25 protein-coding genes are annotated in these 25,695 nt (G+C 56.4%); 16 read left to right on the top strand and 9 right to left on the bottom strand.

The genetic code is table 11. From position 1 onward, the window contains the following. Positions 1 to 3 precede the first annotated feature (3 nt). From H4J77_RS02475 to rlmF, 4 genes are all read right to left on the bottom strand, one after another. On the bottom strand, positions 4 to 381 hold the full coding sequence (locus tag H4J77_RS02475) for a hypothetical protein (protein WP_123888636.1): 378 nt from the start codon (positions 379 to 381) through the stop codon (positions 4 to 6). 32 nt (positions 382 to 413) lie between these two features. Further along, positions 414 to 1,217 carry a putative RNA methyltransferase gene (locus H4J77_RS02470; RefSeq protein ID WP_123888637.1) on the bottom strand — a complete coding sequence of 268 codons (804 nt, stop codon included), beginning with the start codon at positions 1,215 to 1,217 and terminating at the stop codon, positions 414 to 416. Continuing rightward, positions 1,217 to 2,353: a succinyl-diaminopimelate desuccinylase gene (gene dapE / locus H4J77_RS02465; protein WP_123888638.1), complete on the bottom strand. Its 1,137-nt coding sequence runs from the start codon at positions 2,351 to 2,353 to the stop codon at positions 1,217 to 1,219. Before dapE ends, H4J77_RS02470 begins: the two co-directional genes overlap by 1 nt. Positions 2,354 to 2,456: 103 nt before the next feature. Continuing rightward, the gene (rlmF, locus tag H4J77_RS02460) at positions 2,457 to 3,443 is read right to left on the bottom strand and encodes a 23S rRNA (adenine(1618)-N(6))-methyltransferase RlmF (protein WP_123888639.1); all 987 of its coding nucleotides are present in this window, start codon (positions 3,441 to 3,443) and stop codon (positions 2,457 to 2,459) included. 241 nt (positions 3,444 to 3,684) lie between these two features. On the opposite strand from rlmF, the gene tcdA reads away from it, so the two are divergent. Then, a complete protein-coding gene (tcdA, locus tag H4J77_RS02455) occupies positions 3,685 to 4,461 on the top strand; it encodes a tRNA cyclic N6-threonylcarbamoyladenosine(37) synthase TcdA (RefSeq protein ID WP_123888640.1) in 777 nt (258 codons plus the stop codon). Between the two features lie 292 nt (positions 4,462 to 4,753). On the opposite strand, the gene dapD is transcribed toward tcdA, so the two are convergent. The 5 genes from dapD to map are packed head-to-tail and all read right to left on the bottom strand — an operon-like array spanning position 4,754 to position 10,908. Next, the gene (dapD, locus tag H4J77_RS02450; protein ID WP_123888641.1) at positions 4,754 to 5,788 is read right to left on the bottom strand and encodes a 2,3,4,5-tetrahydropyridine-2,6-dicarboxylate N-succinyltransferase; all 1,035 of its coding nucleotides are present in this window, start codon (positions 5,786 to 5,788) and stop codon (positions 4,754 to 4,756) included. Between the two features lie 18 nt (positions 5,789 to 5,806). After that, positions 5,807 to 6,160, bottom strand: a complete 354-nt coding sequence (locus H4J77_RS02445; RefSeq protein WP_256671249.1) for an ArsC family reductase — start codon at positions 6,158 to 6,160, stop codon at positions 5,807 to 5,809. Positions 6,161 to 6,163: 3 nt separating this feature from the next. After that, positions 6,164 to 7,360, bottom strand: a complete 1,197-nt coding sequence (gene dapC / locus H4J77_RS02440; protein ID WP_123888642.1) for a succinyldiaminopimelate transaminase — start codon at positions 7,358 to 7,360, stop codon at positions 6,164 to 6,166. Positions 7,361 to 7,369: 9 nt separating this feature from the next. After that, positions 7,370 to 10,078: a [protein-PII] uridylyltransferase gene (locus H4J77_RS02435; protein WP_123888643.1), complete on the bottom strand. Its 2,709-nt coding sequence runs from the start codon at positions 10,076 to 10,078 to the stop codon at positions 7,370 to 7,372. A gap of 41 nt (positions 10,079 to 10,119) precedes the next feature. Next, positions 10,120 to 10,908, bottom strand: coding sequence for a type I methionyl aminopeptidase (map, locus tag H4J77_RS02430; protein ID WP_123888644.1), 789 nt, complete (start codon positions 10,906 to 10,908; stop codon positions 10,120 to 10,122). Positions 10,909 to 11,193: 285 nt separating this feature from the next. On the opposite strand from map, the gene rpsB reads away from it, so the two are divergent. The 15 genes from rpsB (at position 11,194) to rnhB (ending at position 25,691) form a co-directional block, all read left to right on the top strand. Beyond that, positions 11,194 to 11,931: a 30S ribosomal protein S2 gene (gene rpsB / locus H4J77_RS02425; protein ID WP_123888645.1), complete on the top strand. Its 738-nt coding sequence runs from the start codon at positions 11,194 to 11,196 to the stop codon at positions 11,929 to 11,931. Positions 11,932 to 12,068: 137 nt separating this feature from the next. Next, complete coding sequence (gene tsf / locus H4J77_RS02420) at positions 12,069 to 12,938, top strand: translation elongation factor Ts (protein WP_123888646.1); 870 nt, start codon at positions 12,069 to 12,071, stop codon at positions 12,936 to 12,938. A 186-nt stretch (positions 12,939 to 13,124) separates the two neighbouring features. Then, positions 13,125 to 13,859, top strand: coding sequence for a UMP kinase (gene pyrH, locus H4J77_RS02415; protein WP_123888647.1), 735 nt, complete (start codon positions 13,125 to 13,127; stop codon positions 13,857 to 13,859). A gap of 3 nt (positions 13,860 to 13,862) precedes the next feature. Beyond that, positions 13,863 to 14,420 carry a ribosome recycling factor gene (gene frr / locus H4J77_RS02410; RefSeq protein WP_123888648.1) on the top strand — a complete coding sequence of 186 codons (558 nt, stop codon included), beginning with the start codon at positions 13,863 to 13,865 and terminating at the stop codon, positions 14,418 to 14,420. Between the two features lie 25 nt (positions 14,421 to 14,445). Beyond that, positions 14,446 to 15,198: a polyprenyl diphosphate synthase gene (gene uppS, locus H4J77_RS02405; RefSeq protein WP_123888649.1), complete on the top strand. Its 753-nt coding sequence runs from the start codon at positions 14,446 to 14,448 to the stop codon at positions 15,196 to 15,198. After that, complete coding sequence (locus tag H4J77_RS02400) at positions 15,198 to 16,013, top strand: phosphatidate cytidylyltransferase (RefSeq protein ID WP_123888650.1); 816 nt, start codon at positions 15,198 to 15,200, stop codon at positions 16,011 to 16,013. The genes uppS and H4J77_RS02400 overlap by 1 nt, the downstream gene beginning before the upstream one ends. Beyond that, positions 16,010 to 17,194, top strand: coding sequence for a 1-deoxy-D-xylulose-5-phosphate reductoisomerase (ispC, locus tag H4J77_RS02395; RefSeq protein ID WP_235869640.1), 1,185 nt, complete (start codon positions 16,010 to 16,012; stop codon positions 17,192 to 17,194). Before H4J77_RS02400 ends, ispC begins: the two co-directional genes overlap by 4 nt. A gap of 45 nt (positions 17,195 to 17,239) precedes the next feature. Next, positions 17,240 to 18,601: an RIP metalloprotease RseP gene (rseP, locus tag H4J77_RS02390; protein WP_123888651.1), complete on the top strand. Its 1,362-nt coding sequence runs from the start codon at positions 17,240 to 17,242 to the stop codon at positions 18,599 to 18,601. Positions 18,602 to 18,677: 76 nt separating this feature from the next. Then, on the top strand, positions 18,678 to 21,029 hold the full coding sequence (gene bamA / locus H4J77_RS02385; RefSeq protein ID WP_123888652.1) for an outer membrane protein assembly factor BamA: 2,352 nt from the start codon (positions 18,678 to 18,680) through the stop codon (positions 21,027 to 21,029). Between the two features lie 106 nt (positions 21,030 to 21,135). Beyond that, positions 21,136 to 21,573, top strand: coding sequence for an OmpH family outer membrane protein (locus tag H4J77_RS02380; protein ID WP_259364692.1), 438 nt, complete (start codon positions 21,136 to 21,138; stop codon positions 21,571 to 21,573). Between the two features lie 9 nt (positions 21,574 to 21,582). Continuing rightward, positions 21,583 to 22,644, top strand: a complete 1,062-nt coding sequence (gene lpxD / locus H4J77_RS02375) for a UDP-3-O-(3-hydroxymyristoyl)glucosamine N-acyltransferase (protein ID WP_123888654.1) — start codon at positions 21,583 to 21,585, stop codon at positions 22,642 to 22,644. 49 nt (positions 22,645 to 22,693) lie between these two features. Beyond that, complete coding sequence (gene fabZ / locus H4J77_RS02370; protein WP_123888655.1) at positions 22,694 to 23,131, top strand: 3-hydroxyacyl-ACP dehydratase FabZ; 438 nt, start codon at positions 22,694 to 22,696, stop codon at positions 23,129 to 23,131. Beyond that, on the top strand, positions 23,128 to 23,904 hold the full coding sequence (gene lpxA / locus H4J77_RS02365) for an acyl-ACP--UDP-N-acetylglucosamine O-acyltransferase (protein WP_182246891.1): 777 nt from the start codon (positions 23,128 to 23,130) through the stop codon (positions 23,902 to 23,904). Before fabZ ends, lpxA begins: the two co-directional genes overlap by 4 nt. A gap of 18 nt (positions 23,905 to 23,922) precedes the next feature. After that, positions 23,923 to 25,092, top strand: a complete 1,170-nt coding sequence (lpxB, locus tag H4J77_RS02360) for a lipid-A-disaccharide synthase (protein ID WP_182246889.1) — start codon at positions 23,923 to 23,925, stop codon at positions 25,090 to 25,092. An 8-nt stretch (positions 25,093 to 25,100) separates the two neighbouring features. Further along, a complete protein-coding gene (gene rnhB / locus H4J77_RS02355; protein WP_182246967.1) occupies positions 25,101 to 25,691 on the top strand; it encodes a ribonuclease HII in 591 nt (196 codons plus the stop codon). Positions 25,692 to 25,695 lie beyond the last annotated feature (4 nt).

The following is a 25,695-nucleotide window of genomic DNA, read 5'->3' as shown; positions in this document are numbered from 1 at the left end:
CGGCTAGAGCGCCCAGACGAATTCACTTTCGCCATCGGCATTGACCTTTAGCCAGCGGTCGGGATCGATAACGCCCTCGCTTTCGTCCCAGCTGCCGATTGAGCAGCGCACCTCATGACCCAGCGCGGTATGGACGGCATGTGCACACTCGGTGTCGCTTGCCCAGGGCGTCTCGGCGCTGTCAAACCAGATGCTGGTCCACTTGCCGGCGGCCTTGCGCACTATCATCAACGGGATTGCCGGAGTGCTTTGGATAACACCCTGTCGGGTGTTGCCCTTGGCTTCTTCGAGGACCAGTGGTCCCAAGGCCTCGGGTATCCAGGCAAGCAAATCCTTGACGTGGTCTTCGCGCAGATAGATCTCAATGTCAGGTTGGCGCACGACGTATCCTCGGGGAGCAATTGATCTGTTGTTCAGCTTCGTTCCAGTAATACCATCTGCATGGCGACTTCCAGGCCTTCGATGCCGCTGGCGCACAGCGCCTGCTGGCGCTCCTGCTGGCTGCGGAAACCGTGTGGTGTCATGCCAATGAGATTGGCCAGCTCGTCGGCTGGCACCTGCAGAGCATAGCGCAGGGTGCTTTGCGAAACGATGTGCAATTCATCCGGCAATGATTTGATTAGCTCGGGTGTAGGGTGAACGCTGTCGTACAGCTTTTCACGCAGTGCCATCAGGTGATCGCCATGCGGTCCGACAATCAGTACCTTGCCGCCAGGCCGCAGGGTACGCACGCACTCCTCTGGGGACCAGGGGCTGAATACACAGAGTGCCGCGTCCAGGCTCTGATCCGCTACTGGCAGGCGGGCACTGGAGGCCACCAGCCACTGTATATCCTTGCTGCGTCGGCAGGCCTTGAGGATGGCGTCCTTGCTGATGTCCAGCCCCGCCAGTTGCGCCTGCGGCAGTACGCTAGCCAGTCGGCTAGTGTAATAGCCCTCACCGCATCCCATGTCGAGCACTCGCGCCGGGGTTTCGGCGACCAACAGTTGATTGATCGCATCGCTTACCGGTTGATAATGCCCCGCATCCAGAAACGCCTGCCGGTGACTCAGCATTTGTGGCGTATCGCCCGGCTGCTTGCTGTTCTTATGCTGCACCAGCAGCAGGTTCAGGTAGCCCTGACGAGCCTGATCGTAGCTATGGCCGTTGACGCAGCGCCATTGTCGGTCGGTCTGCAGGAGCGCGTCATGGCAGTGCGGGCAGATAAGTTCGATCATCAGGCGAGTAACCGTTCCAGTGTGGCTTCATAGATATCGGTAAGAATATCCAGGTCACTGGCTTTGATACATTCGTTGACCTGGTGGATGGTAGCGTTGACCGGACCTAGCTCGACTACCTGAGTGCCCATGGTCGCGATAAAGCGGCCGTCAGAGGTGCCACCGGAAGTAGAGGGCTGAGTGTCACGCCCGGTTACCTGCTTGATGGCTGCCGCGACGCCGTTGAGCAGGGCACCAGGTTCGGTCAGAAACGGCAGTCCGGAGACGGTCCAGTGCAGCTCATAGTCCAGGCCGTGCTGGTCGAGCAGGGCACGCACACGCGCCTGTAACCCTTCGACCGTAGACTCGGTAGAAAAGCGGAAGTTGATCAGCGCCTCCAGCTCACCCGGTACCACGTTGGTGGCACCCGTCCCGGAGTGAATGTTGGAAATCTGGAAGCTGGTGGGTGGGAAAAAGTCATTGCCTTCATCCCACATCTCCGCTGCCAGGGCGGCGAGCGCCGGTGCTGCCAGATGGATCGGATTGCGCGCCAGGTGTGGGTAGGCTACGTGCCCCTGTTTGCCCTTGATGACCAGGCGGGCGTTCAACGAGCCGCGGCGGCCATTCTTTACGACGTCACCGACCAGCTCAGTGCTCGATGGCTCGCCAACGATGCACCAGTCGACTTTTTCTCCGCGCTCAACCAGGGTCTCGACTACCTTGACGGTGCCTTCAGTCGCTGGCCCTTCTTCGTCACTGGTGATGAGGAAGGCAATGGAGCCTTTGTGCGTTGGGTGCTTGGCAACGAATCGCTCGGCGGCGACCAGCATGGCGGCAAGGCTGCCTTTCATGTCTGCTGCGCCGCGGCCCAGCAACATGCCATCACGAATAACCGGCTCAAAGGGCGGTTGATCCCATTTCTCCAGCGGGCCGGTTGGCACTACATCCGTGTGACCGGCAAAACACAGGACCGGTCCGCTGTCGCCGCGCCGGGCCCAGAGGTTATCTACCTCGCCAAAGTTGAGTTGTTCCAGCTTGAACCCCACTGCCGCCAGGCGCTCGCCCATCAACTGCTGACAGTCTGCATCTTCAGGGGTGGTGGAATTGCGCGAGATCAAATCGCAGGCAAGGGACAGGGTAGGGGATAGCTCGGTCATGGCTCGCTTCGCTGTTGATGTGTCTGGCGCTCATGATACCAGAGTGAACTGCAAGGCCAGAGCACAGCCGAGCAGTCGCTGCTGTTATCGGGTAAAAGGCGTATCAGTCGGGTTTGCTGGCAGCGGGCCAGCGTGCTTTGCGCCATGCGCGTCGCTGCTTCTTGTCGAGAAAGGTCCAGGCCAGTAGGCGACTGCGCTTCTGTCCTTGTGCCATGTCCATGATGCGAACATCGGTTGCGCCGAGTTCGCGCAACTGGGTGGGTAGTTGCTTAAGACTGTCAGCGTTTGAGACCAGGCTGCTGAACCAGAATACCTGGCGGCCAAATTCCGCGCTTTCAATTGCCATGCGCGATAAAAACCCGGCTTCGCCACCTACGCAATACAGCTCACTGGCCTGACCGCCAAAGTTGAGCACGCCGGCTTTGCTTTCGGCCTGCTTGTTGAGTTGTTGCCACTTGCGCTGATTAGCTGCGCGGGCTTCCTCTGCGCTGGCATGGAAGGGGGGATTGCACAGGGTAAAATCAAACTGTTCTTCCGGCTTGATGATGCCGCGAAAAAGATGCTCATTGTGCGGCTGCAGGCGCAGGCTGATGCGTTGGGCTGCAGTGGCGTTGGTATCGAGCAGTCGTTCGGCGTTATCCAGTGCTGTCTGATCGATATCGCTGCCGACAAAGCTCCAGCCATACTCATGACTGCCAATCAACGGATAGATCAGGTTGGCGCCGGTTCCCAGGTCCAGACCGACCAGTTTCTTGCCTGTGGGTATCTTGCCGTCGTGGCTGTCGCCGAGCAGGTCTGCCAGGGTGTGCAGATAGTCTGCTCGTCCCGGGACAGGGGGGCAGAGATAGCCGGGTGGAATATCCCAATCACGCACCTTGTATTGCAGCTTGAGCAGAGCGCTATTCAGCGCCTTGACTGCGTCTGGTTTGCTGAAGTCGAGCGTGCTGCCACCTGCTGGCGAATTGATGAGATGCCCACGCAGTGCGGGGTTGGCGCTGGTCAGTGCAGCGAAATCATACTGGCCCTGATGGCGGTTGCGTGGGTGCAGACCGGTTTTGGTCGACGCCTTGGGGCTGGTTTTGCGGGGCATGGGATATTCCGTAGTGATGGACGCTGATTCTCCCACAGGTGGCTCTCCACATCCATGCAAAGCGCTCTGTTGGCTTGTGCACAAATACCGGGGATGAATCTGTGGATAACCCAAGGATAGCTTTCGCCAGCGTATGGCTGGCGGGCCTTGGGCCAAGCTGGATGTTATTTGATCAAGCGTTGCAGTACGCCGAGTGACTTGCGCGCTGATATACTCGCTGGCTGACAGCAGTGGAGTGAATATGACGACAGATGATCCGCGATTTGGTGGCATAGCACGCCTGTATGGCGTCGATGCATTGGCACGTCTGCAGGCCAGTCATGTGGTGGTGGTGGGTATTGGCGGGGTCGGCACCTGGGTGGCTGAAGCGCTGGCGCGAACCGGGATTGGCCGTATCACGCTGATTGATCTGGACGAAGTCTGTGTGACCAATACCAATCGCCAGTTGCCAGCGATGGAAGGCAATATCGGTCGACCCAAGGTCGAGGTCATGGCAGAGCGTCTGCGCGCAATCAATCCTGCCTGCGGGGTGAATCCGATTCTCGACTTTCTCAGCCCGGCGAACATGGAAGACTATCTTGGCGAGGATGTTGATTGTGTAGTGGACTGCATTGACAGTATCAAGGCCAAGGTAGCGTTAATTGCCTGGTGCCGACGCCGCAGGATTGCCGTTATTACCACAGGCGGCGCGGGAGGGCAGACAGATCCGACCCAGGTTACCGTGTCCGATCTGTCAAAGACCGTCAACGATCCGTTGGCAGCCAAAGCCCGCTCGCAGCTGCGCCGCGATCACAACTTTCCCAAGTCCGGCAGCAAGCGCAGTTTTGGCGTGCCCTGCGTCTACTCGAAAGAGCAACTGCGTTACCCCCAGCCAGACGGCTCGGTCTGCCAGCAAAAGGCTTTTGTCGGTGAAGGTGTGCGCCTGGACTGCGCTGGCGGTTTTGGTGCGGTGACTATGGTAACGGCGACGTTCGGCATGGTCGCTGCTGCGCAGGCGGTGCAGCGGTTGTTGCGCTGAACAGTAGCCGCAAGCCGAAAGCCGCAAGCCTTAAGTTGCAAGCTTCAAGCTTCAAGCCAAAAGCCAAAAGCCAAAGGCAGTTTGGGTGAGGTGGTTTTTTGTGTTGAGGTGCAATCGAGATGTTGACGCAAAGCCTGCAACTGGCTCCACACTATTAAGCTTGCAGCTTGCAGCTTGCAGCTTGCAGCTTGCAGCTACAAAAAAGGCCCGAACCGATAACCGGAACGGGCCTCTCACATCACTGCTTGCAGCTTAAAGCTTGTTGCTTGCAGCTACTGGGCGCCGAAGGCGCTCAGTTATGCGCGTGCAGCATGTCGTTCAGCTGGATAGCGCTCTTGTTGGTCTTGCACTCGATGGCGCCGGTTTGCGAGTTGCGGCGGAACAATAGGTCGGACTGGTTGGCCAGGTCGCGCGCCTTGAGTATCTCGACCAGATTATCGGCGTCGTCCAGCAGAGTGACCTTGATGCCGGCGGTGATGTACAGACCGGCTTCTACGGTGCAGCGGTCGCCCAGCGGAATACCGATACCGGCGTTGGCGCCGATCAGGCAGCCTTCGCCAACGGAAATGACAATGTTGCCGCCGCCGGACAATGTGCCCATGGTCGAGCAACCGCCGCCCAGATCCGAGCCCTTGCCGACAAACACACCGGCGGAAATACGGCCTTCGACCATGCTGGTACCGGCAGTACCCGCGTTGAAGTTGATAAAGCCTTCGTGCATGACGGTGGTGCCTTCGCCAACGTAGGCGCCCAGGCGCACACGGGCGGTATCGGCGATGCGAATGCCGGATGGCGCAACGTAATCGGTCATGGACGGGAATTTATCGACGCTGTTGACCACCAGTGACTGGCCCTGCAGGCGAGCAGCCAGTTGGCGTTGCGGTAGCTCGTTAACGTCAATGGCGCCGTGATTGGTCCAGGCAACGTTGGGTAGCAGCGGGAAAATACCTGCCAGAACAACACCGTGTGGCTTGACCAGGCGATGCGAGAGCAGGTGCAGCTTGAGGTAGGCCTCGGGGGTGGACACAGGCGCTTCGTCAGTGGCCAATACCGTGGCGACCAGCGGACGTGTGCTGCTGGCCATCTGTTCGATCAGTGCGCTAGCTTCGGCAAAGCCTGCTTGCTTCAGTGCGCTGGCGAGTGCTGCACATTGGCTGGTGGAGAAACTGATGGCCTGGTTGCCTTCGCTGTAGCCGAGTTGCTCGCTGACGACGTCAATCAGTGCGCTGTCGGGGTTCAGCATGGGCTGCGGATAGTAGACTTCAATCCAGTTGCCTGCGCTGTTCTGGGTGCCGATGCCAAAGGCCAGGCTGAAACATTCGCTCATGGGGTGGTTCCTTTGATGCTATGCATTGGTGTCGAACGCGCTGGCATACCATTCCGGCTTGAAGCCAACCAGGCGCTGTGAGCCGGTATCCAGTACCGGTCTTTTGATCATCGAAGGGTTGGCCTGCATAAGAGCAATGGCCTTGTCGGTGTCGATGTCTTGTTTGTCTGCTTCATCCAGCTTGCGGAAGGTCGTGCCCTTGCGGTTGAGCAGGGTTTCCCAGCCGTGTTCGGCGCACCAGGCGCGAAGATGCTCGGTGTCGATTCCGTCTTTCTTGTAATCATGAAAAGCATAATCTACCTGATGGTCTTCCAGCCAGGTACGCGCCTTTTTCATGGTGTCACAGGCTTTGATGCCATAGAGAGTAATCACGTGTTACAGACCCTTTATGAAGTCGCGGATGCGCTCGGCAGCTTCGATACAGTCACTCAGCGGCGCGACCAAGGCCATGCGCACGCGTCCCGCGCCGGGATTATAACCATCAATGTCGCGTGACAGGTAACGTCCGGGCACAACGGCTACGTTGTACTCGGCCAGCAGGCGTCGAGTAAAGGTGTCATCATCAATCGGCGTGACGGGCCACAGATAGAAGCCTGCGTCGGGGCGCTGCACCTCCATGACCTCACCGAGGATGCTCAATACCGCGTCGAATTTAGCCTGATATTGACTGCGGTTATCCACGACGTGAGCTTCGTCCTGCCAGGCCGCCAGGCTGGCGAGCTGGCTTTGCACGGGCATGGCACAGCCGTGATAGGTGCGGTACTGCAGGTAGGGTTGCAGCAGGCTGGCATCGCCAGCGACAAAGCCCGAGCGCAGGCCAGGCAGGTTTGAGCGTTTGGACAGGCTGTGGAATACCACGCAGCGACTGTAGTCGTCACGGCCCATGGCGGCGCAGGCCTGTAATAGACCAACAGGTGCAGGGCCCTCAGGCGAGTAGATCTCGCTATAGCACTCGTCGGAGGCGATAACGAAGTCATGCTCGTCAGCCAGCTTGATCAGTTGTTGCAAGGTGTCGAGCGGTATGACCGAGCCGGTTGGATTGCCTGGTGTGCAAATAAACAATAGTTGGCAGCGCTGCCAGACGTCAGCGGGTACCTTGCCGAAGTCAGGAATGAAGTGGTTGCTGGCGTCACAGGCAAGATAGCAAGGCTCCACACCGGCCAGAAACGCAGCACCTTCGTAGATCTGATAAAACGGGTTGGGGCTGACTACCAGGCCCTGTGGATCACGCTCTATCACGGCTTGGGTAAAGGAAAATAGCGCCTCGCGTGTGCCGTTGACCGGAATGACGTGCTGCGCGGGGTCAAGACTGCCTGCCTTTAGGTTAAAGCGCCGGGTCAGCCAGTCTGCTATGCCCTGACGTAATTCAAGCTTGCCTTGCGTGGTCGGGTAGACCGCTGCCTGGTCCAGATTGGCGGCAAGCGTCTCCAATACAAAAGGCGGAGAGGGGTGCTTGGGCTCACCAATGGACAGTGAAATCGGGCGTAGCGCCGGATTGGGAGTTACATCTGCTATCAGCGCGCGCAGCTTTTCAAAGGGGTAGGGCTGCAGACGTTGCAGGTCGCTATTCATTCAGAGTCCTCAGGGGCCAATGGCAATTGGGCTGCTGTACGCCTGCTCGGTTGGCTGGGTACTGCTCAGGGTGTCGATAATGGTTTGCTGCAGACTCTCGCATAGAGCCGGGTCGGATAGTGCTTGATTGTCGGCATCAGTCAGTACGAAAACGTCGTCCACGCGTTCGCCCAAGGTCACGATCTTGGCGTTCTGCACACTGATGTCAAAGTCGAGCAGAATGCGGCCCATGCGGGCGAGCAGGCCTGGCCGGTCGGGTGCGCTGAGCTCCAGAATCGTGTGTTGGCCGTTCGGATCGTTGAAGATCGTCACCTCGGGCGCAAAGGCAAAGTGCTTGAGCTGGCGCGGCACGCGACGCTGGATAATAGTCGGGAAGGCGTCGGGATCAGACAGCGCTGCAATCAACTCGGCTTTGATCTGGCGGATACGTTCAGGGTTGTCGCCAATAGAATCACCGCCCGAGTCGAGCACGATGTAGGTGTCGAGGCTGAACTGACTGGTTGAGGTGATGATGCGTGCATCCTGAATACTCAGGTTGAGCTGATCCATGGCCGATACGGTGGCGGCAAACAGATCGTTCTGCTCAGGCGTGTAAATGAAGATCTGGGTCGCACCTTCAAATTCGCGCTGCGCGGTCTCCTTGATGAGCACCAGCGGACCGTGCCGGCTGCTGTGCTGCACTATGGCCTCGGTATGCCACGCCACATCGCTGGCGGTATGGCGCAGGAAATAGTCATCACCCAGCTCGGCCCAGAGCGCTTCGGCGTCCTCCTCTTCAATACCGTTGCGCACCAGAATATCCAGTGCCGCCTGCTGGGTCTGCAGAATGTGCTCGTCGCGATCCGGCGGGTTGTCGAGGCCGCGACGAAGAGCCCGCTTGGTTTCGGTGTAAAGCTGACGCAGCAGCGACGCGCGCCAGGAGTTCCACAGCGTAGGGTTGGTCGCGTTGATATCGGCAATGGTCAGCACGTAAAGGTAGTCAAGGCGTACTTGATTGCCCATACGGACCGCAAAGTCGTGGATCACCAGGGGGTCGGAAATATCCTTGCGTTGCGCTGTCGTTGACATCAGCAAGTGGCTTTCAACCAGCCAACTGACCAGATGCGTGTCCCAGGCGGGCAAGTGGTGACGGTTACAAAATTGCTCCGCATCGACGGCGCCCAGCTCCGAGTGGTCGCCGCCGCGGCCCTTGGCAATGTCGTGATAAAGGCCGGCGATATACAACAGATCCGGCTTGGGCAGGCGACAGAAAATGCGCCAGGCCAGGGGGTATCTATCCTGGTATTCAGGGCGATTGAGCTTGCGCAGATGCTTGATCAGGTTGAGCGTGTGTGCGTCGACCGTGTAGATGTGGAAAAGGTCGTGCTGCATCTGACCGACAATCTTGCCGAACTCGGGTAGATAGCGGCCGAGAATGCCGTAGCGATTCATGCGGCGCAAATTGCGGTGAATGCCTTCCTTGCAGCGAAACAGCTCGATAAACAGGCTGGTATTGCGAATGTCGGTACGAAAATCATCGTCGATCAAGTGACGATGGTCACGTAGCAGACGGATACTCTCGGCGCGCACGCCCCGAATTTCAGGGTGTTGAGCCATAAGCACGAAAATTTCGAGAATGGCGAAAGGGGTGCGCTTGAAGACGTTGGGGTTGGTGACTTCAATGTAGTGGTTACGTATCTGAAAGCGGCTGTTGAGCGGGCGAATATCGGCGGCTTCGGCGTCACGCAGCAGTATCTCTTCAAAATGCTGCATCAACAGATCGTTCAGTTCTGACAGTGACATCACGACGCGGTAGTACTTCTGCATGAAGCGCTCTACCGCTAACTTGCTGTCATTGCCTTCGTAGCCGAGCATCTTTGCCAGTGCGCGCTGGTGGTCAAACAGCAGTCTGTCCTCGGCACGTCCGGACAGGTTGTGCAGGGCGAAGCGGACCTTCCAGAGAAAATCGCGGCCAGCGGTAAGAATGTCGTACTCGGGCTCGTTCAAAAACCCCTGATCAACCAGTTTGCGCAGATCGTTGGTGCCAAAGTGACGCAAGGCAACCCAGGCGATGGTCTGGATGTCGCGCAGACCGCCGGGTGAGCTTTTAACGTTGGGCTCAAGGTTGTACTCGGTGTCGTTAAACTTGGCGTGACGAGCTTGTTGCTCGGCGCGTTTGGCGCGGAAAAACTCGGCGTCATTCCACATGTTCTTGGTGCTGATCGCAGTCAGCATGCTCTGGCGCAAGACTTCGTCACCAGACAGTGTGCGTGACTCCATCAGGTTGGTAATGACTGTGAGGTCAGCCTTTGCTTCCTGTTCACACTCCTCAATGGAACGCACGCTCTGGCCCACTTCCAGGCCAATGTCCCACAGCAACATAAGGAAGTTTTCGATCGAAGAGCGGAAGGCTTCGGGATCGTCGCGCACCAGAATGAGCAGGTCGATATCGGAATGCGGGTGCAGTTCGCCTCGGCCATAGCCGCCAACAGCCAGCAGGGCAATGCCTGGATCCTGGGCGCAGTCGAGTCTGGCCCATGCCTGCTGCAGTATTTGATCGGTAAACCAGGCGCGCTCGTGGATCAGTTGTCGGATATCGCGCCCGCTCTCAAAGCGGCCTTGCAGCGCGTTGTCGGCGTGCCTTATGGCTTTTTTGAAAGCGCTGATAGGACTGCTTTTTAATGCCAGCTCCGCTTGGAACTGGCCCGGATCGAAAAGCGCGTTATCCATGGTTTTTATCCTTGGCAGTTAGTGGCCTTGGCTGTGACTGGCGGCTACTGCTATTGAAAGGATTCTTCGCTGCGCAGGGTAAGGACTTCATAACCGTCAGCGGTCACCAGAATGGTGTGTTCCCATTGGGCTGACAACTTACGGTCTTTGGTGATGGCGGTCCAGTTATCACCCAGCAGGCGTGTTTCTGCGCGGCCCTGATTGATCATCGGCTCGATGGTGAAGGTCATGCCTTCCTGCAGTTCCATGCCAGTGCCTGCGCGCCCGTAATGAAGCACCTGGGGGTCTTCATGGAACACCTTGCCAATGCCGTGGCCACAGTACTCACGCACCACGCTGTAGTGGTTGGCGTGCGCATGATCCTGGATGATCTGGCCGATGTCGCCCAGACGAGCGCCGGGACGCACGACCGAGATACCTTTATACATGCACTCTTGAGTCACGCGTGCCAGACGCTCAACCCACTCGGGTGCCTCACCAACGATGAACATTTTGCTGGTATCGCCGTGGTAACCATCCTTGATCACGGTTACGTCGATATTCAGCGCATCACCATTCTTCAATGGTTTTTCGTTGGGTATGCCGTGGCATACGACGTGATTGATGGATGTGCAGATCGACTTGGGGAACGGCATGCGGCCTGGCGCGCCACCATAGTTCAGCGGGGCGGGAATGGCCTGCTGCACGTTGACGATGTGGTCGTGGCAAATGCGGTCGAGCTCTTCGGTGGTAACGCCAGGCTTGACGTGTTCGCCGATCATCTCCAGCACCTCGGCTGCCAGGCGTCCGGCAACGCGCATGCCGGCAATGTCTTCCGGTGTCTTGATGGATACGGTCATGTCAGGTTTCTCTTGATTAAACGCCAGCAGGCGAAAGTGTGACAAACCTCGGATTCTACCAGACCTGAGCCCGGCTGTTGAGACAGCGTGAAGTGCTGTAAGCCGCTAGAGGAACTTTATTCGCCCTGTTATATATGGTATAAAGCGCGGCGCCTGAACAAACGTCCGGTTTTCCGGAGTCAGGTGAACCTTAAATCCGCACACGTATCGTCACGGTATCCTGGGTGCCCTTCGGGGTTGGATATTGGGATGCGTGGAGGCCAAACCCAACTTACTGGAGTTATCATGACCCAAGTTTCTATGCGTGACATGCTGAAGGCCGGTGCGCACTTCGGCCACCAGACCCGTTACTGGAATCCGAAAATGGGCAAGTTCATTTTCGGTGCTCGTAACAAGATCCACATCATCAACCTTGAAAAAACCATGCCGATGTTCCACGACGCCCTGAGCTTCGTTGAGAAATTGGCCGCTGGCAAGAACAAGGTTCTGTTCGTTGGTACCAAGCGCGCTGCCAGCAAGATCATTGCTGAAGAAGCGTCACGCTCCGGTCAGCCTTATGTTGACCATCGCTGGTTGGGCGGCATGCTCACCAACTACAAGACCATCCGCCAGTCCATCAAGCGTCTACGCGACCTGGAAGTTCAATCCCAGGATGGCACGTTTGACAAACTGACCAAGAAAGAAGCGCTGATGCGCACTCGCGATCTGGAAAAGCTGGATCGTGGTCTGGGCGGTATCAAGGACATGGGCGGCCTGCCTGATGCTCTGTTCGTGATCGACGTTGAGCACGAGCGCATTGCTATCACCGAAGCCAACAAGCTGGGTATTCCTGTTATCGGTATCGTTGATACCAACAGCAGCCCTGATGGCATCGACTATGTTATCCCCGGTAATGACGACGCTATCCGTGCCATCAAGTTGTACGCTGCTGCTGTTGCTGACGCAGTTCTGCGCGGCAAGAACAACAACGGCGGCGCTGATGAGTTCGTTGAAGAAGCTGCTCCGGAAGCCTCTGAAGGCTAAGGTGCGGTCGGCGAGTTTAATGCCGTAGAAAAGGGGGCTTTGCCCCCTTTTTGCAATATATTAAAAGCAACATGATACGGCGGCCTTGCTTATCCCTTCGGGCTGCCAACAGTCAAAGTAATCTAGAGGATTATTTCATGTCACAGATTTCTGCAGCCATGGTCAAAGAACTGCGTGAGCGCACCGGCCAAGGCATGATGGAGTGCAAAAAAGCACTGGTTGCCGCTGAAGGCGACATTGAAAAAGCCATTGATGACATGCGCGCATCCGGCGCAATCAAAGCAGCCAAAAAAGCTGGCAACATTGCTGCTGAAGGCGCGATCGCTGCCAAAGTAGCAGATGACAAGAAATCTGCTGTCATCATCGAAATCAACTCGCAGACCGACTTTCTGGCGCTGCAGGATGACTTCAAGGGTTTCGTTGCTGCCAGCCTGGACAAGGCTTTTGAGGCCGGCTACACCGACGCAGCTCCCCTGATCGCTGACCAGGAATCTGCCCGTGAAGCCTTGGTCGCCAAGACCGGTGAGAACGTCAATATCCGCCGCCTGACCCGCGTTGAGGGTGATGTGGTTGGTGCCTATCTGCACGGCCATCGTATTGGTGTCGTGGTTACGCTCAAGGGTGGCGACGAAGAATTGGCTCGTGACATTGCTATGCACGTTGCTGCCAGCAATCCGCAGTTCCTGGATCCTTCCCAGGTTTCCGAGGACGCCATTGCCAAGGAAAAAGAGATCTTCCTGCAGCTGAATGCCGAGAAGATCGCTGGCAAGCCTGAGAACATTGTTGAAAATATGGTCAAGGGCCGTATCAACAAGTTCCTGGCGGAAGGTAGTCTGGTTGAGCAGGCCTTCATCAAGGACCCCGATGTTAAAGTCGGCGAGCTGGCCAAGAAAGCCGGCGCTGAAATCCTGTCCTTCGTACGTTACGAAGTGGGTGAAGGTATTGAGCGTGCAGAAGTCGATTTCGCTGCCGAGGTCGCTGCCCAGCTGGCCGCTTCCAAGCAGTAAGTAGGCTATAGTGCACCCTGACCAGTGCACCGTGGCGACCTGCGGGTCGCCGCGAACAGGTTGATCGAAGAGGCTTCCCGCGCAGGCGTGAGGCCTCTTTTTTAAGAAATACTGAACAAGTGCCCGCCGCTACAGTCTGCTGGAACTCGTTGAGTATTTCTCCATTCCAGCGCAGGAGAGTCAAGCATGGCCCAAGTCCCCAGCAGCCGCCAACCCAAGTACAAACGTATTCTTCTCAAACTCAGTGGCGAAGCCCTGATGGGAACCGAAGGCTTCGGTATTGATCCCAAGGTGCTGGATCGCATGTCGTTGGAAATCGGTCAGTTGATCGGTATCGGCGTGCAGATCGGTCTGGTTATTGGTGGTGGTAATCTTTTTCGTGGTGCGGCGCTGCACAGCGCTGGCATGGATCGGGTGACCGGCGACCATATGGGTATGCTGGCAACGGTTATGAACGGTCTGGCAATGCGTGACTCGCTTGAGCGCTCGAATATTCAGACCCGGGTCATGTCCGCCATTACCATGGAAGGTGTAACCGAGCACTATGACCGCCGCAAAGCTATGCGCTATCTGGCGGGCGGGGACGTGGTAATATTCTCTGCCGGTACCGGCAATCCTTTCTTTACGACTGATACCGCCGCCTGTCTGCGTGGTATCGAAGTCGATGCTGACCTGGTGCTCAAGGCCACCAAAGTGGATGGCGTCTACAACGCTGATCCAATGAAGGATCCAAATGCAGAGCGCTTCGACAGCCTAAGCTACGATCAAGTGCTGGATTTGAAGCTCGAAGTGATGGATCTGACCGCGATCTGTCTGATTCGCGACCATAAGATGCCTTTACGGGTATTTAACATGAACAAGCCAGGCGCGCTGTTGAACGCAGTAGTGGGCAGCGCCGAAGGAACACTGATCGAGGGTTGAGGAATGATCAACGAAATCAAGAAGGACGCGCAGGCGCGCATGGGTAAATCGGTAGAGTCTCTGGGTCATGCTTTTGCCAAGATTCGTACTGGTCGTGCCCACCCCAGCATCCTGGATAGCGTGATGGTTAACTGCTACGGCGCCGACACTCCGCTGCGCCAGGTCGCCAACGTGAACGTTGAAGATGCGCGCACCCTGGCGCTGAGCGTTTTCGACCGGAGCCTGATCCAGGCTGTCGAAAAGGCGATCATGACGTCTGACTTGGGTCTTAATCCTGCGACTGCCGGTACCACTATTCGCGTGCCAATGCCCGCCCTTACTGAAGAAACCCGCAAGGGCTATACCAAGCAGGCGCGCTCTGAGGCAGAAAATGCGCGTGTCGCCGTGCGCAATATTCGTCGCGATGCATTGAGTCAGCTGAAGGACCTGCAGAAAGAGAAGGAAATCAGTGAAGATGAAGAGCGTCGCGCCGCGGATGACGTTCAGAAATTGACTGACAAGTTCATTGCAGAGGTCGACAAGGCTCTTGAAGCCAAGGAAAAAGACCTGATGGCAATTTGATCACTGTCTGTTGAGTGAGCCTGGCATGAACAATAACAGCAGCACCGGCGCTCAAGCCGAAATGCCACGTCATGTTGCCATTATCATGGATGGCAATAATCGGTGGGCGCGCAAGCGTTATCTGCCCGGAGTCGCTGGTCACAAGGCCGGAGTCGACGCGGTGAAGGCGATGATAGAAGTGTGTATCGAGGACGGTGTCGAGGTACTCACTTTGTTCGCCTTTTCCAGTGAAAACTGGCGGCGGCCGGAGGATGAAGTAGGTGCTCTGATGGAGTTGTTTCTCGGTGCATTGCGCCGTGAAGTGCGTAAGCTCCGAGAGAATGGTGTTCGGCTGCAGATAATTGGTGATCGCAGCCGTTTTGCGCCAGAGCTGCAGCAGGCAATGCAGAAGGCTGAAGAAGCGACCGCCAACGAGACTCGCCTGACGTTGGTTATTGCAGCCAATTACGGTGGTCATTGGGATGTAACGCAGGCGGTTCGGCAGCTCGCTGTCGAGGCCGCTCGCGGTGGACTGGACCCAGTCAGGATCACTGAGCAGGATATCGAGTCGCGATTGTCTACAGCCGATTTGCCTATGCCAGACCTGTGTATTCGCACCGGTGGTGAAAAGCGCATCAGTAATTTTTTGCTTTGGCAGTTCGCCTACACCGAATTTTATTTTTCCGATCTGTTTTGGCCTGACTTCAAGCAGGACGCTCTGCGTGAGGCTTTGGCTGATTTTTCCTGCAGGCAGCGCCGCTTTGGCAAAACCAGCGAACAGCTTGCAGCGGAGTCCTGATGCTCAAACAACGGGTAATTACTGCACTTATTCTGGCACCCTTGGCCGCAGCAGGCTTCATCCTGCTGCAAGGTGCCTGGTTTGCCTTCTTTATTGGGGCGGTGGTCGCGCTGGGGGCCTGGGAATGGGCTCGACTGTGTGGCGAGACCAGGCAGGCTGGACGCATTATCTACGCCTTGACCCTGGGACTGTTCATGATCGGCTTGTATCGTGATAGCTGGCCTATTATCTACTACGTTATTCCAGCGTTGCTTTGGTGGGCTTTTGCCACTGTGATGATAGTGCGTTATCCCGCAGGCAAAGGCGTATGGCAGGGTAGCTTTGTGCGTCAACTGTTCGGCTTGCTGGTGTTACTGCCAGCGTGGGCTGGTCTGGTTTGGTTGCGTGCTCAGGAATATGGTTTGTGGCTTATTTTTTCTCTGCTCATTCTGGTGTGGGCGGCAGATATCGGCGCTTACTTTGCAGGCAAGACGTTTGGTCGCAACAAGTTAATGCCGAATGTCAGTCCGGGTAAAACCCGTGAAGGCTTGCTGGGCGGCTTGATCGTCAGTGAACTTCTTGCTCTGGCTGCGATGTTTTACCTCGGTTGGGGAGCGACAGCCATCTTGCTGGGAGTCTTGGGTGCTGGCCTGGTGGTATTGATTTCAGTGGTCGGAGACCTTGCCGAAAGTCTTTTCAAGCGCGAAGAGGGCTTAAAGGACAGCAGTAGTCTGTTACCTGGGCATGGTGGTGTACTCGACCGGATAGACAGCCTTACGGCAGCTATTCCTATGTTCGTCGGATTTTGGTTGCTCCTCGGGAGCTATTTGGCGTGACCGTTTCGCGGATCACAATCCTCGGCGCTACTGGCTCAATCGGAGTAAGTACGCTGGATGTTATCGCTCGCCATCCTGACGAATATCGGGTGCACGCCCTGACTGGTCACAGTCGCATGGACGTGCTGGCGGACCAGTGCGTGTTACATCGGCCCGTCTACGCGGTGGTCGCGGACGAGCAGCAGGCGCTATCGCTGCAGTCGCGGCTGGATAGCCATGGCGTCCCGACTCGGGTTCGCCATGGTGCTGAGGCGCTGGCTGAGGTGTCCGCTGACGGCTGTGTAGATATTGTGATGGCCGCGATTGTCGGTGCCGCCGGATTGCGGCCCACGCTGGCGGCAGTCAAGGCGGGCAAGCGCGTGCTGCTGGCCAATAAAGAAGCTTTGGTGATGTCAGGCGCGCTATTTATGCAGGCGGTGCGTGACTCTGGTGCTCAGCTGCTACCTATCGACAGTGAGCACAACGCCATCTTTCAGTGTATGCCCGTCGATTACAAATCGGGGCTAGCCAAGGTGGGGGTGCGGCGTATTCTGTTGACCGCGTCCGGCGGACCTTTCCGCGAGTTCAGCGCTGAGCAGCTGGCCTCTGTGACGCCTGCCCAGGCCTGTGCTCACCCCAACTGGTCTATGGGTCAAAAAATCTCGGTTGATTCCGCCAGCATGATGAACAAAGGGTTGGAGTTGATCGAAGCCTGTTGGCTGTTTGACGCGCGCCCGGACCAGGTCGAAATAGTGGTCCACCCGCAAAGCGTTGTGCATTCGCTGGTGGATTATGTGGACGGTACCGTACTGGCTCAAATGGGTAATCCTGATATGCGTACGCCGATAGCGCACGCGCTAGCCTGGCCGCGACGCATCGACTCCGGCGTCAGCGCGCTGGATCTGCTTTCCGTGGCGCGACTGGATTTTGAGGCGCCGGATGGTGAGCGCTTTCCATGCCTCAAGTTGGCGCGGCAGGCCGCCGCAACTGGGGGCACTGCCTGTGCGATCCTGAACGCTGCCAATGAGGTCGCGGTATCCTCCTTTCTGTCAGGGCGTATGGGCTTTACTGATATCCCTGTTATGATCGAGCACGCGTTAGGGTCGATGCCAAGTGAGGCGGTCCTGGATCTGGATCACATCATGCTGGCAGACCGCAAAGCGCGTGAGCTTGCTGAAGCCTGGCTTGTTCAGCGTCGCTGATTATTACTTATTTGCCGTGTCCTGAATCCATGTGAGGTCCCCTGAATGGAACTGCTGTTTACCCTTATGGCCACTGTTGTTGCCTTGGGCCTGCTGGTCACCATTCACGAATATGGTCACTTTTGGGTGGCGCGGCGCTGTGGCGTTAAAGTGCTGCGCTTTTCCATTGGTTTTGGCCCGGCTTTGTATACCTGGCATGATCGCCGCGGAACAGAGTACGCCATTGCTGCCATCCCACTGGGTGGTTACGTCAAGATGCTTGACGAGCGCGAAGGCCCGGTGCCGGCTGCAGAGCTTGGCCAGGCCTTTAACCGTAAACCAGTAGGGCAGCGTATTGCGATAGTCGCGGCAGGCCCGGTGGCTAACTTCCTGCTGGCAATTGCGGCTTTCTGGTTGATCGCGGTATTGGGTGTAACCACGCTAGTGCCTGTTCTCGGCCCGGTTGAGGCTGATACTCCTGCGGCACGCGCTGGATTGCACGAGAATCTTGAGCTGATTGCTATCGACGGAGAGCCCACGCCCAGTTGGCATGACGTCAATTTGCAGCTGATCCGACGTCTTGGTGAGACAGGAGTGCTCAAGGTTGAGGCGCAAGAGCGTGATGGCGGAAGTCCGCAGATATACGCCGTGCAATTGGATAGCTGGCTGAAGGGGGCGGAGGAGCCTGATCCATTGGCCGCTTTGGGTATGGCCAGCTGGCAGCCCAAGGTTGCTCCGCGCATTGGCCAAGTAGAGCCCGGCGGAGCGGCTGAACGTGCCGGGCTGCAGCCCGGAGATCTTATTGTCGCAGTCAATGGCGAGCCCGTTTCAGATTGGGTCAGTGACGTGGTGCCCGCGATCCAGGCTAACCCGCAGAAAAAGCTGCTGCTGGATATAGAGCGCGATGCAAAACAGGTTGAACTTGAGCTGATTCCAGCGGCCAAAGCGCAGAATGACGAAGTACTGGGTTATATCGGTGCTGGCGTGGCCGGGTTTGAATGGCCTGCCGACATGATGCGCGAGATTCATCATAATCCTTTGGCGGCAGTGCCGGTGGCACTACAGAAAACCTGGGGTATGACCGCGCTCACTCTGGATTCGCTGAAGAAAATGCTGACAGGGCTTGTCTCGGCAAAAAACTTGAGTGGCCCGATAACCATTGCTAAAGTGGCGGGCGCTTCAGCCAAGTCGGGATTGGAAAGCTTTCTCAGCTTCATTGCTTACCTGAGTATTAGTTTGGGTGTTTTGAATCTGTTGCCGGTGCCGGTATTGGATGGTGGGCATCTGGTTTATTATGTCGCCGAGTTGATCAGGGGCAAGCCTCTGTCCGAAAGGATACAGACTTGGGGGCTGCAGATTGGCCTTAGCCTCATCGTAGGGGTTATGCTGTTCGCGATTTATAACGATATTAGTCGCTTAGGCGGCTGATGGGCTGCACCACTGCCTGAACATGAGTTGCCTCTTTAGGCAGCACTATTTTAACCAGCTATTCAGAACGGACTTCATGAAACGTTACCTATTGCCTGCGCTTCTTCTGATACTTATGGCGCCGGGAGCTTTTGCCGACGCCTTCCAGATCTCCGATATCCGCGTCAATGGGTTGCAACGGGTCTCCGCCGGCAGCGTGTTTGGAGCCTTGCCACTGAATATTGGCGATCAGGTGGATGACCAGGAGTTGGTGGAGGCAACCCGTGCGTTGTTCCGCATCGGCTTCTTCGAGGATGTACAGCTCGGCCGTGATGGCGATGTGCTTATTATTAGCGTGGTTGAGCGACCTTCAATTTCGTCAATCGAGCTTGAGGGCAACAAGGCAATCAAGAGCGAAGATCTGCTCAAGGGGTTGAGCGCTGCGGGCTTGTCCGAGGGCGAGATTTTCCAGCGCGCTACACTGGAAGGCGTGCGTAACGAGTTGCTGCGCCAGTACGTTTCTCAAGGCCGCTATTCGGCTGACATCGAAACCCAGGTCATTCCCGAGCCGCGCAACCGAGTAGCGCTGAAAATTGTGGTAGATGAAGGCTCAATTGCCTCTATCGCTCATATCAACGTGGTAGGTAATACGGTTTACGATAACGAAGAGCTGGTTAATCTATTCGAACTGAAGACCAGTGGCTGGCTGTCTTTCCTGCGCAACGATGACAAGTACTCGCGTGAGAAGCTGGCGGGCGATCTGGAGCGCTTACGCTCTTACTACCTCGATCGCGGTTACATCAACATGGCTGTGTCTTCGACTCAGGTATCTATTACGCCTGACAAGAAGCACGTCTATGTCACCGTTAATATTAACGAAGGTGATCGCTATACGATCCGCGATGTTCGTCTTTCCGGTGACCTGGTGGTGGGCGAAGCCGAAATCAAGCGTTTGATGTTGATTGAACCCAATCAGGTGTTCTCCCGCCAGGTAGTGACCTCAACCTCTGATCTGATCAGTCGTCGCTTGGGGAACGAGGGTTATACCTTCGCCAACGTCAATGGTATTCCGGAGATTCACGAAGACGACAAGACGGTATCGGTTACTTTCTATGTGGACCCTGGCAATCGCGCCTATGTCAATCGCATCAATTTCCGTGGCAACACCAAGACAGATGATCAGGTGCTACGTCGTGAGATGCGCCAAATGGAAGCTGGCTGGGCGTCTACCTATCTGATTGATGAGTCCAAGACGCGCCTGGAGCGCCTTGGTTACTTCAAGGAAGTGAACGTCGAAACAGTGCCTGTTCCCGGTGCTGAGGATATGGTCGACGTGAACTACACCGTAGAAGAACAGCCCTCCGGTTCGGTGACGGCGAGCCTGGGCTTCTCGCAGAGCTCGGGTATTATTCTGGGCGGCTCGATCAGCCAGAATAACTTCTTTGGTACCGGTAATCGCGTAAGCGTCGGCGCCAACCGGTCCGAGTATCAGACTTCGTTGTCGTACGGCTTTTTGAATCCTTACTTTACCGTTGACGGTATCAGCCTGGGTTACAACGCCTTTTATCGCACAACTGACTATGATGAGCTGAACGTCGACATTTCCAGCTATGCGGTCGACTCTTTCGGCGGTGGCTTTAATTTCGGTTACCCGATCAGTGACAACTCACGTGTCTCTTTTGGTCTGAGTGCTCAGCAAGATAGCTTGAAGACCGGGACCTACACCGTCCAGGAAATTGTTAACTTCCTGGACAAGGAAGGGGATAGCTTTACCAACTTCTTCTTTAACAGTTCATGGTCGCAGAACACCCTTAACCGGGGCGTATTCCCTGACCGTGGCTACTCGCAAAATCTGGGCTTTGATATTTCCATACCGGGTAGCGATCTGAGCTTCTACAAGCTGGATTATCGCGCACAACGCTTCTTTGCCATGACGGATGATCTTACGCTGCGCTTCCATACCGACCTTGGTTTTGGCAAAGGCTTTGGCTCTACCGATCAAATGCCCTTCTATGAGCATTACTATGCCGGTGGTATCGGTTCGGTGCGTGGCTACAAAGACAGTACCCTGGGGCCGAAAAGTACGCCGGCAACAGCTGATCCGGATCAGGATCAGTTGCCCTTCGGTGGTAACATCAAGCTTACTGGCGGCGCAGAGCTTATTTTTCCGGCGCCTTTCGTGAAGGATCAGCGTTCCTTGCGCACGGTACTGTTCCTTGATGTGGGTAACGTTTACGATACGTATTGTTCCAACTCTGTGTTGAACAATGGCTCAGATAACCCAGGCTGTGGTGATGTCGAACTAGCCGATATGCGATACAGCGCGGGTATTGGTCTGTCATGGCTAACTGCGTTGGGCCCACTGGGTTTCAGTTTGGGTATGCCGCTGAACAGCCAGTCTGAGGATGATACGCAGGTGTTCCAATTTACTCTGGGTCAGACGTTCTGATTCAGAAAATCAACGATGTGCAATCGGGAGTATTAGAGTGGGTAAGTTTATTCGCGTGACAGTATTGTCGCTGCTGGCATTGGTCAGTTTTCAGGCCGCTGCTGAAATGAAGATTGCAGTTTTGGACTACCAAATGGCTCTGCTTGAGTCAGATGCAGCCAAAGCGTACTCCGTTGATGCGGAAAAGAAGTTTGGTGCTCAATTGCAACGCCTGAAGAACCTCGAAGCAGAAGCCAAGCGTCTGCAAGAGCGTCTGCAGCGTGACGGCGCTCAGTTGAATCAGAGCGAGCGTGAAAAGCTGGAGCTTGAATTCCGCCAGAAAGCGCGTGAATTCCAGGTTCAGTCCAAGGAATTGAACGAAGCCAAAGCCTTGTCCGACCGTGAAATGCTGGAAGCACTCAAGCCCAAGCTGGATGCAGCGGTTGAGACTATTCTGCAGAACGGCAGCTACGATCTGGTGCTGGACCGCGGCGGTGTGGTTGAGGTCAAGCCAGAGTTTGATATCACGCGTCAGGTTATCGAACGCCTGAACAGCACTCGCTGAAGTATCGCCATGACTGGCAACGTCAGCTTTACCCTCGCGCGCCTGGCTGAAGAGCTCGGCGCGCGTCTGGTTGGTGACCCTGATCTGTTGATCAGCGGTCTGGCCACGCTGCAGGAGGCTGATCCGCAGCACCTGGCTTTTCTTTCCAACAGTCAGTACCGCAAGTTTTTGGCAAATACGCGCGCTGGCGCGGTCCTCTTGACCGAGTCTGACGCAGACGGCTTTGCCGGTAATGCGTTGATCGTCGCCGATCCGTATTTGAGCTATGCGCGCTTGTCGCACCATTTTGATCCCAAACCACGTGCTTTAGCTGGAATTCATCCTGCCGCGGTCGTGGCTGAAGACGCTGTGGTTGATCCCACTGCCAGCATTGGTCCTGGCGCTGTCATCGAGTCTGGAGCGCATATTGCTGCACATACCAGTATCGGTGCTCAGTGTGTTGTCGGTGCTCGCTCACAAATAGGCGAGGGCGGGTGGCTGGCGGCTCGGGTCACTGTCTATCACGATGTTGTTATTGGTGAGCGTGTGGTGATTCAGTCCGGAGCGGTTATCGGTTCCGAGGGCTTCGGTTTTGCCAACAACGCCGGGCAGTGGCAGAAGATTGCCCAGATTGGTGGTGTGCGCATCGGCAATGACGTAGAGATTGGCGCGAATACCACCATTGATCGCGGTGCCGTTGCCGACACCTTGATTGGCGACGGCGTCAAACTCGACAACCAGATTCAGATCGCGCACAACGTACATATTGGTGATCACACGGCCATGGCGGCCTGTGTGGGTATTTCCGGCAGCACCCATATTGGCAAGCATTGCATGATTGCGGGTGGGGTGGGCATGGTCGGCCACATCGAGGTTTGCGACAATGTATTTGTCAGTGGCATGACCATGGTGACGCGCTCAATTACAGAGCCTGGTGCCTATTCTTCCGGCACGGCGATGCAGCCGGCGGCAGAATGGAGGAAGAGTGCTGCACGCATTCGCCAACTGGACACGCTGGCGAAACGGGTTCAGCAGTTGGAGAAGCAGCTCCAGGTGGTGACTCAAGGGACGCAGGACTCATCCAAATCCTGATCAGCACCTCTTAGGTGCCTATACTTTTTTCAGCAAGGCCTGCGAATACATGGATATCAACGAAATAAAAGAATACCTGCCTCACCGTTACCCGTTTCTGTTGGTTGATCGGGTAGTGGAGCTGGACCTTGAGGGTAAGCATATTCGCGCCTATAAGAATGTGTCGGTTAACGAGCCCTTTTTTAACGGACACTTTCCGCAGCACCCCATCATGCCGGGTGTGCTTATCATTGAAGCCATGGCGCAGGCGGCTGGTCTTCTGGGTTTTAAAATGATGGGTGTTCAGCCTTCCGATGGCACGCTTTATTACTTTGTCGGCTCCGATAAGCTGCGTTTCCGTCAGCCGGTAGTGCCGGGTGATCAGCTGCAACTTGAAGCGCGTTACCTCAGTGACAGACGTGGTATCTGGAAGTTTGCTTGCCGCGCGGTAGTGGATGGCAAGGAAGTGTGCTCTGGCGAAATCATCTGTGCGGAACGTCGGGTATGAGTAGAATTCATCCTCAGGCGATTGTTGACCCGGCAGCCAGCCTGGCCGATGACGTTGAGGTTGGCCCCTGGAGCTTTATTGGTCCGGGCGTAGAGATTGCTGCTGGTACGCGTGTTGCCTCGCACGTTGTCATCAAAGGCCCTACCACTATCGGTAAAGGCAACCGTATTTTTCAGTTTGCCTCAGTCGGTGAAGACTGCCAGGACAAAAAGTACAACGGTGAGCCAACGCGGCTGATCATCGGTGATAACAACGTCATACGCGAAGGCTGCACGCTGCACCGCGGTACTGTTCAGGATCAGGGCGTCACGCGCATTGGTAGCAACAACCTGTTTATGGCGTATGTGCATGTGGCGCACGACTGCGTTGTGGGTGACGACATTATCATGGCCAATAACGCCACCATCGCCGGCCATGTTCATGTCGGCGATGGCGCCATCCTGGGCGGCTACACGACGGTTCATCAGTTTTGTCGCTTGGGTCCCTGGTCGATGAGTGCTGCCAATACGGCGGTGTTCAAGGATATCCCGGCGTTTGTCATGGTGAGCGGCAACCCGGCCAGCGCCCATGGTATGAATTTCGAGGGTATGCGTCGTCGCGGTTACTCTGCAGAGCTGGTAACAGCGCTGCGCCGTGCGTACAAGCTGGTGTACCGCCAAGGTCGAACCTTGAAAGACGCGCTTGTTGAGCTGGAAGAATCAGCTGAACTATTCCCTGAGGTGGCGCTGTATCGCGACTCTATCTTGGCCTCCACGCGAGGCATCACCCGATAACCCGAGCGGGTCCCGTTGATGCTGCACTCTGATAAACCCTTGTGTATCGCTCTGGTGGCTGGCGAAGCGTCGGGCGATACTTTGGGCTCAGGCCTTATAAAGGCACTGAAGCAACGCTTTCCCAATGCTCGTTTTATTGGTATCGGTGGGCCACGCATGCTCGCCGAAGGCATGCAGAGCCAGGTGCCTATGGAGCGGCTGTCAGTCATGGGGCTGGTCGAAGTGCTGGGGCGTTTGCGTGAATTGCTGCGTATTCGTCGCGACCTGGTCAGTTACCTGAAAGGCGAGAATCCTGACGTGTTCATCGGGATTGACGCGCCTGACTTTACACTCAATGTAGAACAGCAGCTGCGCGACGCCGGTATTCCTACCGTGCATTACGTGAGTCCCTCGGTGTGGGCCTGGCGTGAAAAACGGGTGCTGGGTATCCGCAAGTCGACTGATCTGATGCTCACTCTGTTTCCCTTCGAAGAAGAAGTCTATCGCCGCCACGAGGTTAGTGTCCGTTGTGTTGGGCATACGCTGGCTGATCAGATTCCACTGCAGCCTGATCGTCGGGCTGCACGTGAGGCGCTGGGCTTACCGCAGGACAAGCGCATTCTTGCATTGCTGCCAGGTAGCCGTAATGGCGAGTTGCGCAAGCTGGGACGTCTGTTTCTGGATACCGCGGCCTGGTGTCAGGAGCGCGAGCCAGAGCTGTTATTTGTCATGCCCTGTGCCAGTGCCGAGCGACGCCAGCAGATGAATGACATTCTGGCGGAAAGTGGGCTCGAACTTCCCTTAACCCTGTTTGATGGTCAGGCTCATGAGGTGCTGGCGGCTTGCGACGCAGTACTAATCGCCTCCGGCACTGCCACGCTGGAAGCCATGCTGTTCAAACGCCCCATGGTCGTGGCTTATCGCATGGCCGGGCTGACGTTCCGCATTCTCAAACGTCTGGTCAAGGTCGGACACGTGTCGCTGCCCAACTTGTTGGCCGGGCGTGAAGTTGCCCCTGAGTTTCTGCAGGACGCCGCTACGCCAGAAGCGATGGGTGCGGCGTTGCTGGAGCGTTTACTGCCAACGCCTGAGCGTGAGGCGACGCAGCAGGTATTTGTCGAGTTGCACCACAGTCTGCGGCGTAATGCTGATCAGGCGGCGGCAGATGCTGTGTCGGAGCTGCTGAATACGCGCGGGCATTTGACGTGACGCAACTGATGATGGACTGGGTCGCTCCGGTTGACGGCGAGTTGGTGGCGGGCGTCGATGAAGTGGGACGCGGGCCACTCTGCGGGGCTGTGGTGACGGCGGCGGTAATTCTTGATCCAAGCCGTCCGATAGCCGGCTTGAACGACTCGAAAAAATTGACCGAGGCTCGGCGTGAGGCCCTGTTTCCATTGATACAGCAACAGGCATTGGCTTGGTTTATTGCACGCGCCGAGGTGGATGAGATTGATGAGCTGAATATTTTGCACGCCACCATGCTGGCCATGCAGCGCGCTGTTGCGGGTTTGTCGGTCCGCCCCGATCTGGTATTGATCGATGGTAATCGCTGCCCTGCATTACCCATGCGCAGTGAGCCGGTGATCAAGGGCGATAGTCGCGTACCAGCCATTGCAGCGGCCTCGATATTGGCTAAAGTCGCGCGTGACCGAGAGATGAAACTGCTGGATCAGCAATATCCTGGCTACGGTATTGCCAAGCATAAGGGTTACCCGACGCCGGTCCATTTGCAGGCACTGCGCGACCTGGGAGCTACCCCCATTCATCGGCGCTCTTTCGCGCCCGTGCGAGCGGTGCTGGTTTAGCATC

This window comes from Pseudomonas sp. 5Ae-yellow (assembly GCF_014077575.1).
GTDB classification, from domain to species: Bacteria; Pseudomonadota; Gammaproteobacteria; order Pseudomonadales; family Pseudomonadaceae; genus Halopseudomonas; species Halopseudomonas neustonica.
The sequence above is the reverse complement of the archived record's forward strand: the minus strand, read 5'-3'. Positions and strand labels throughout refer to the sequence as shown.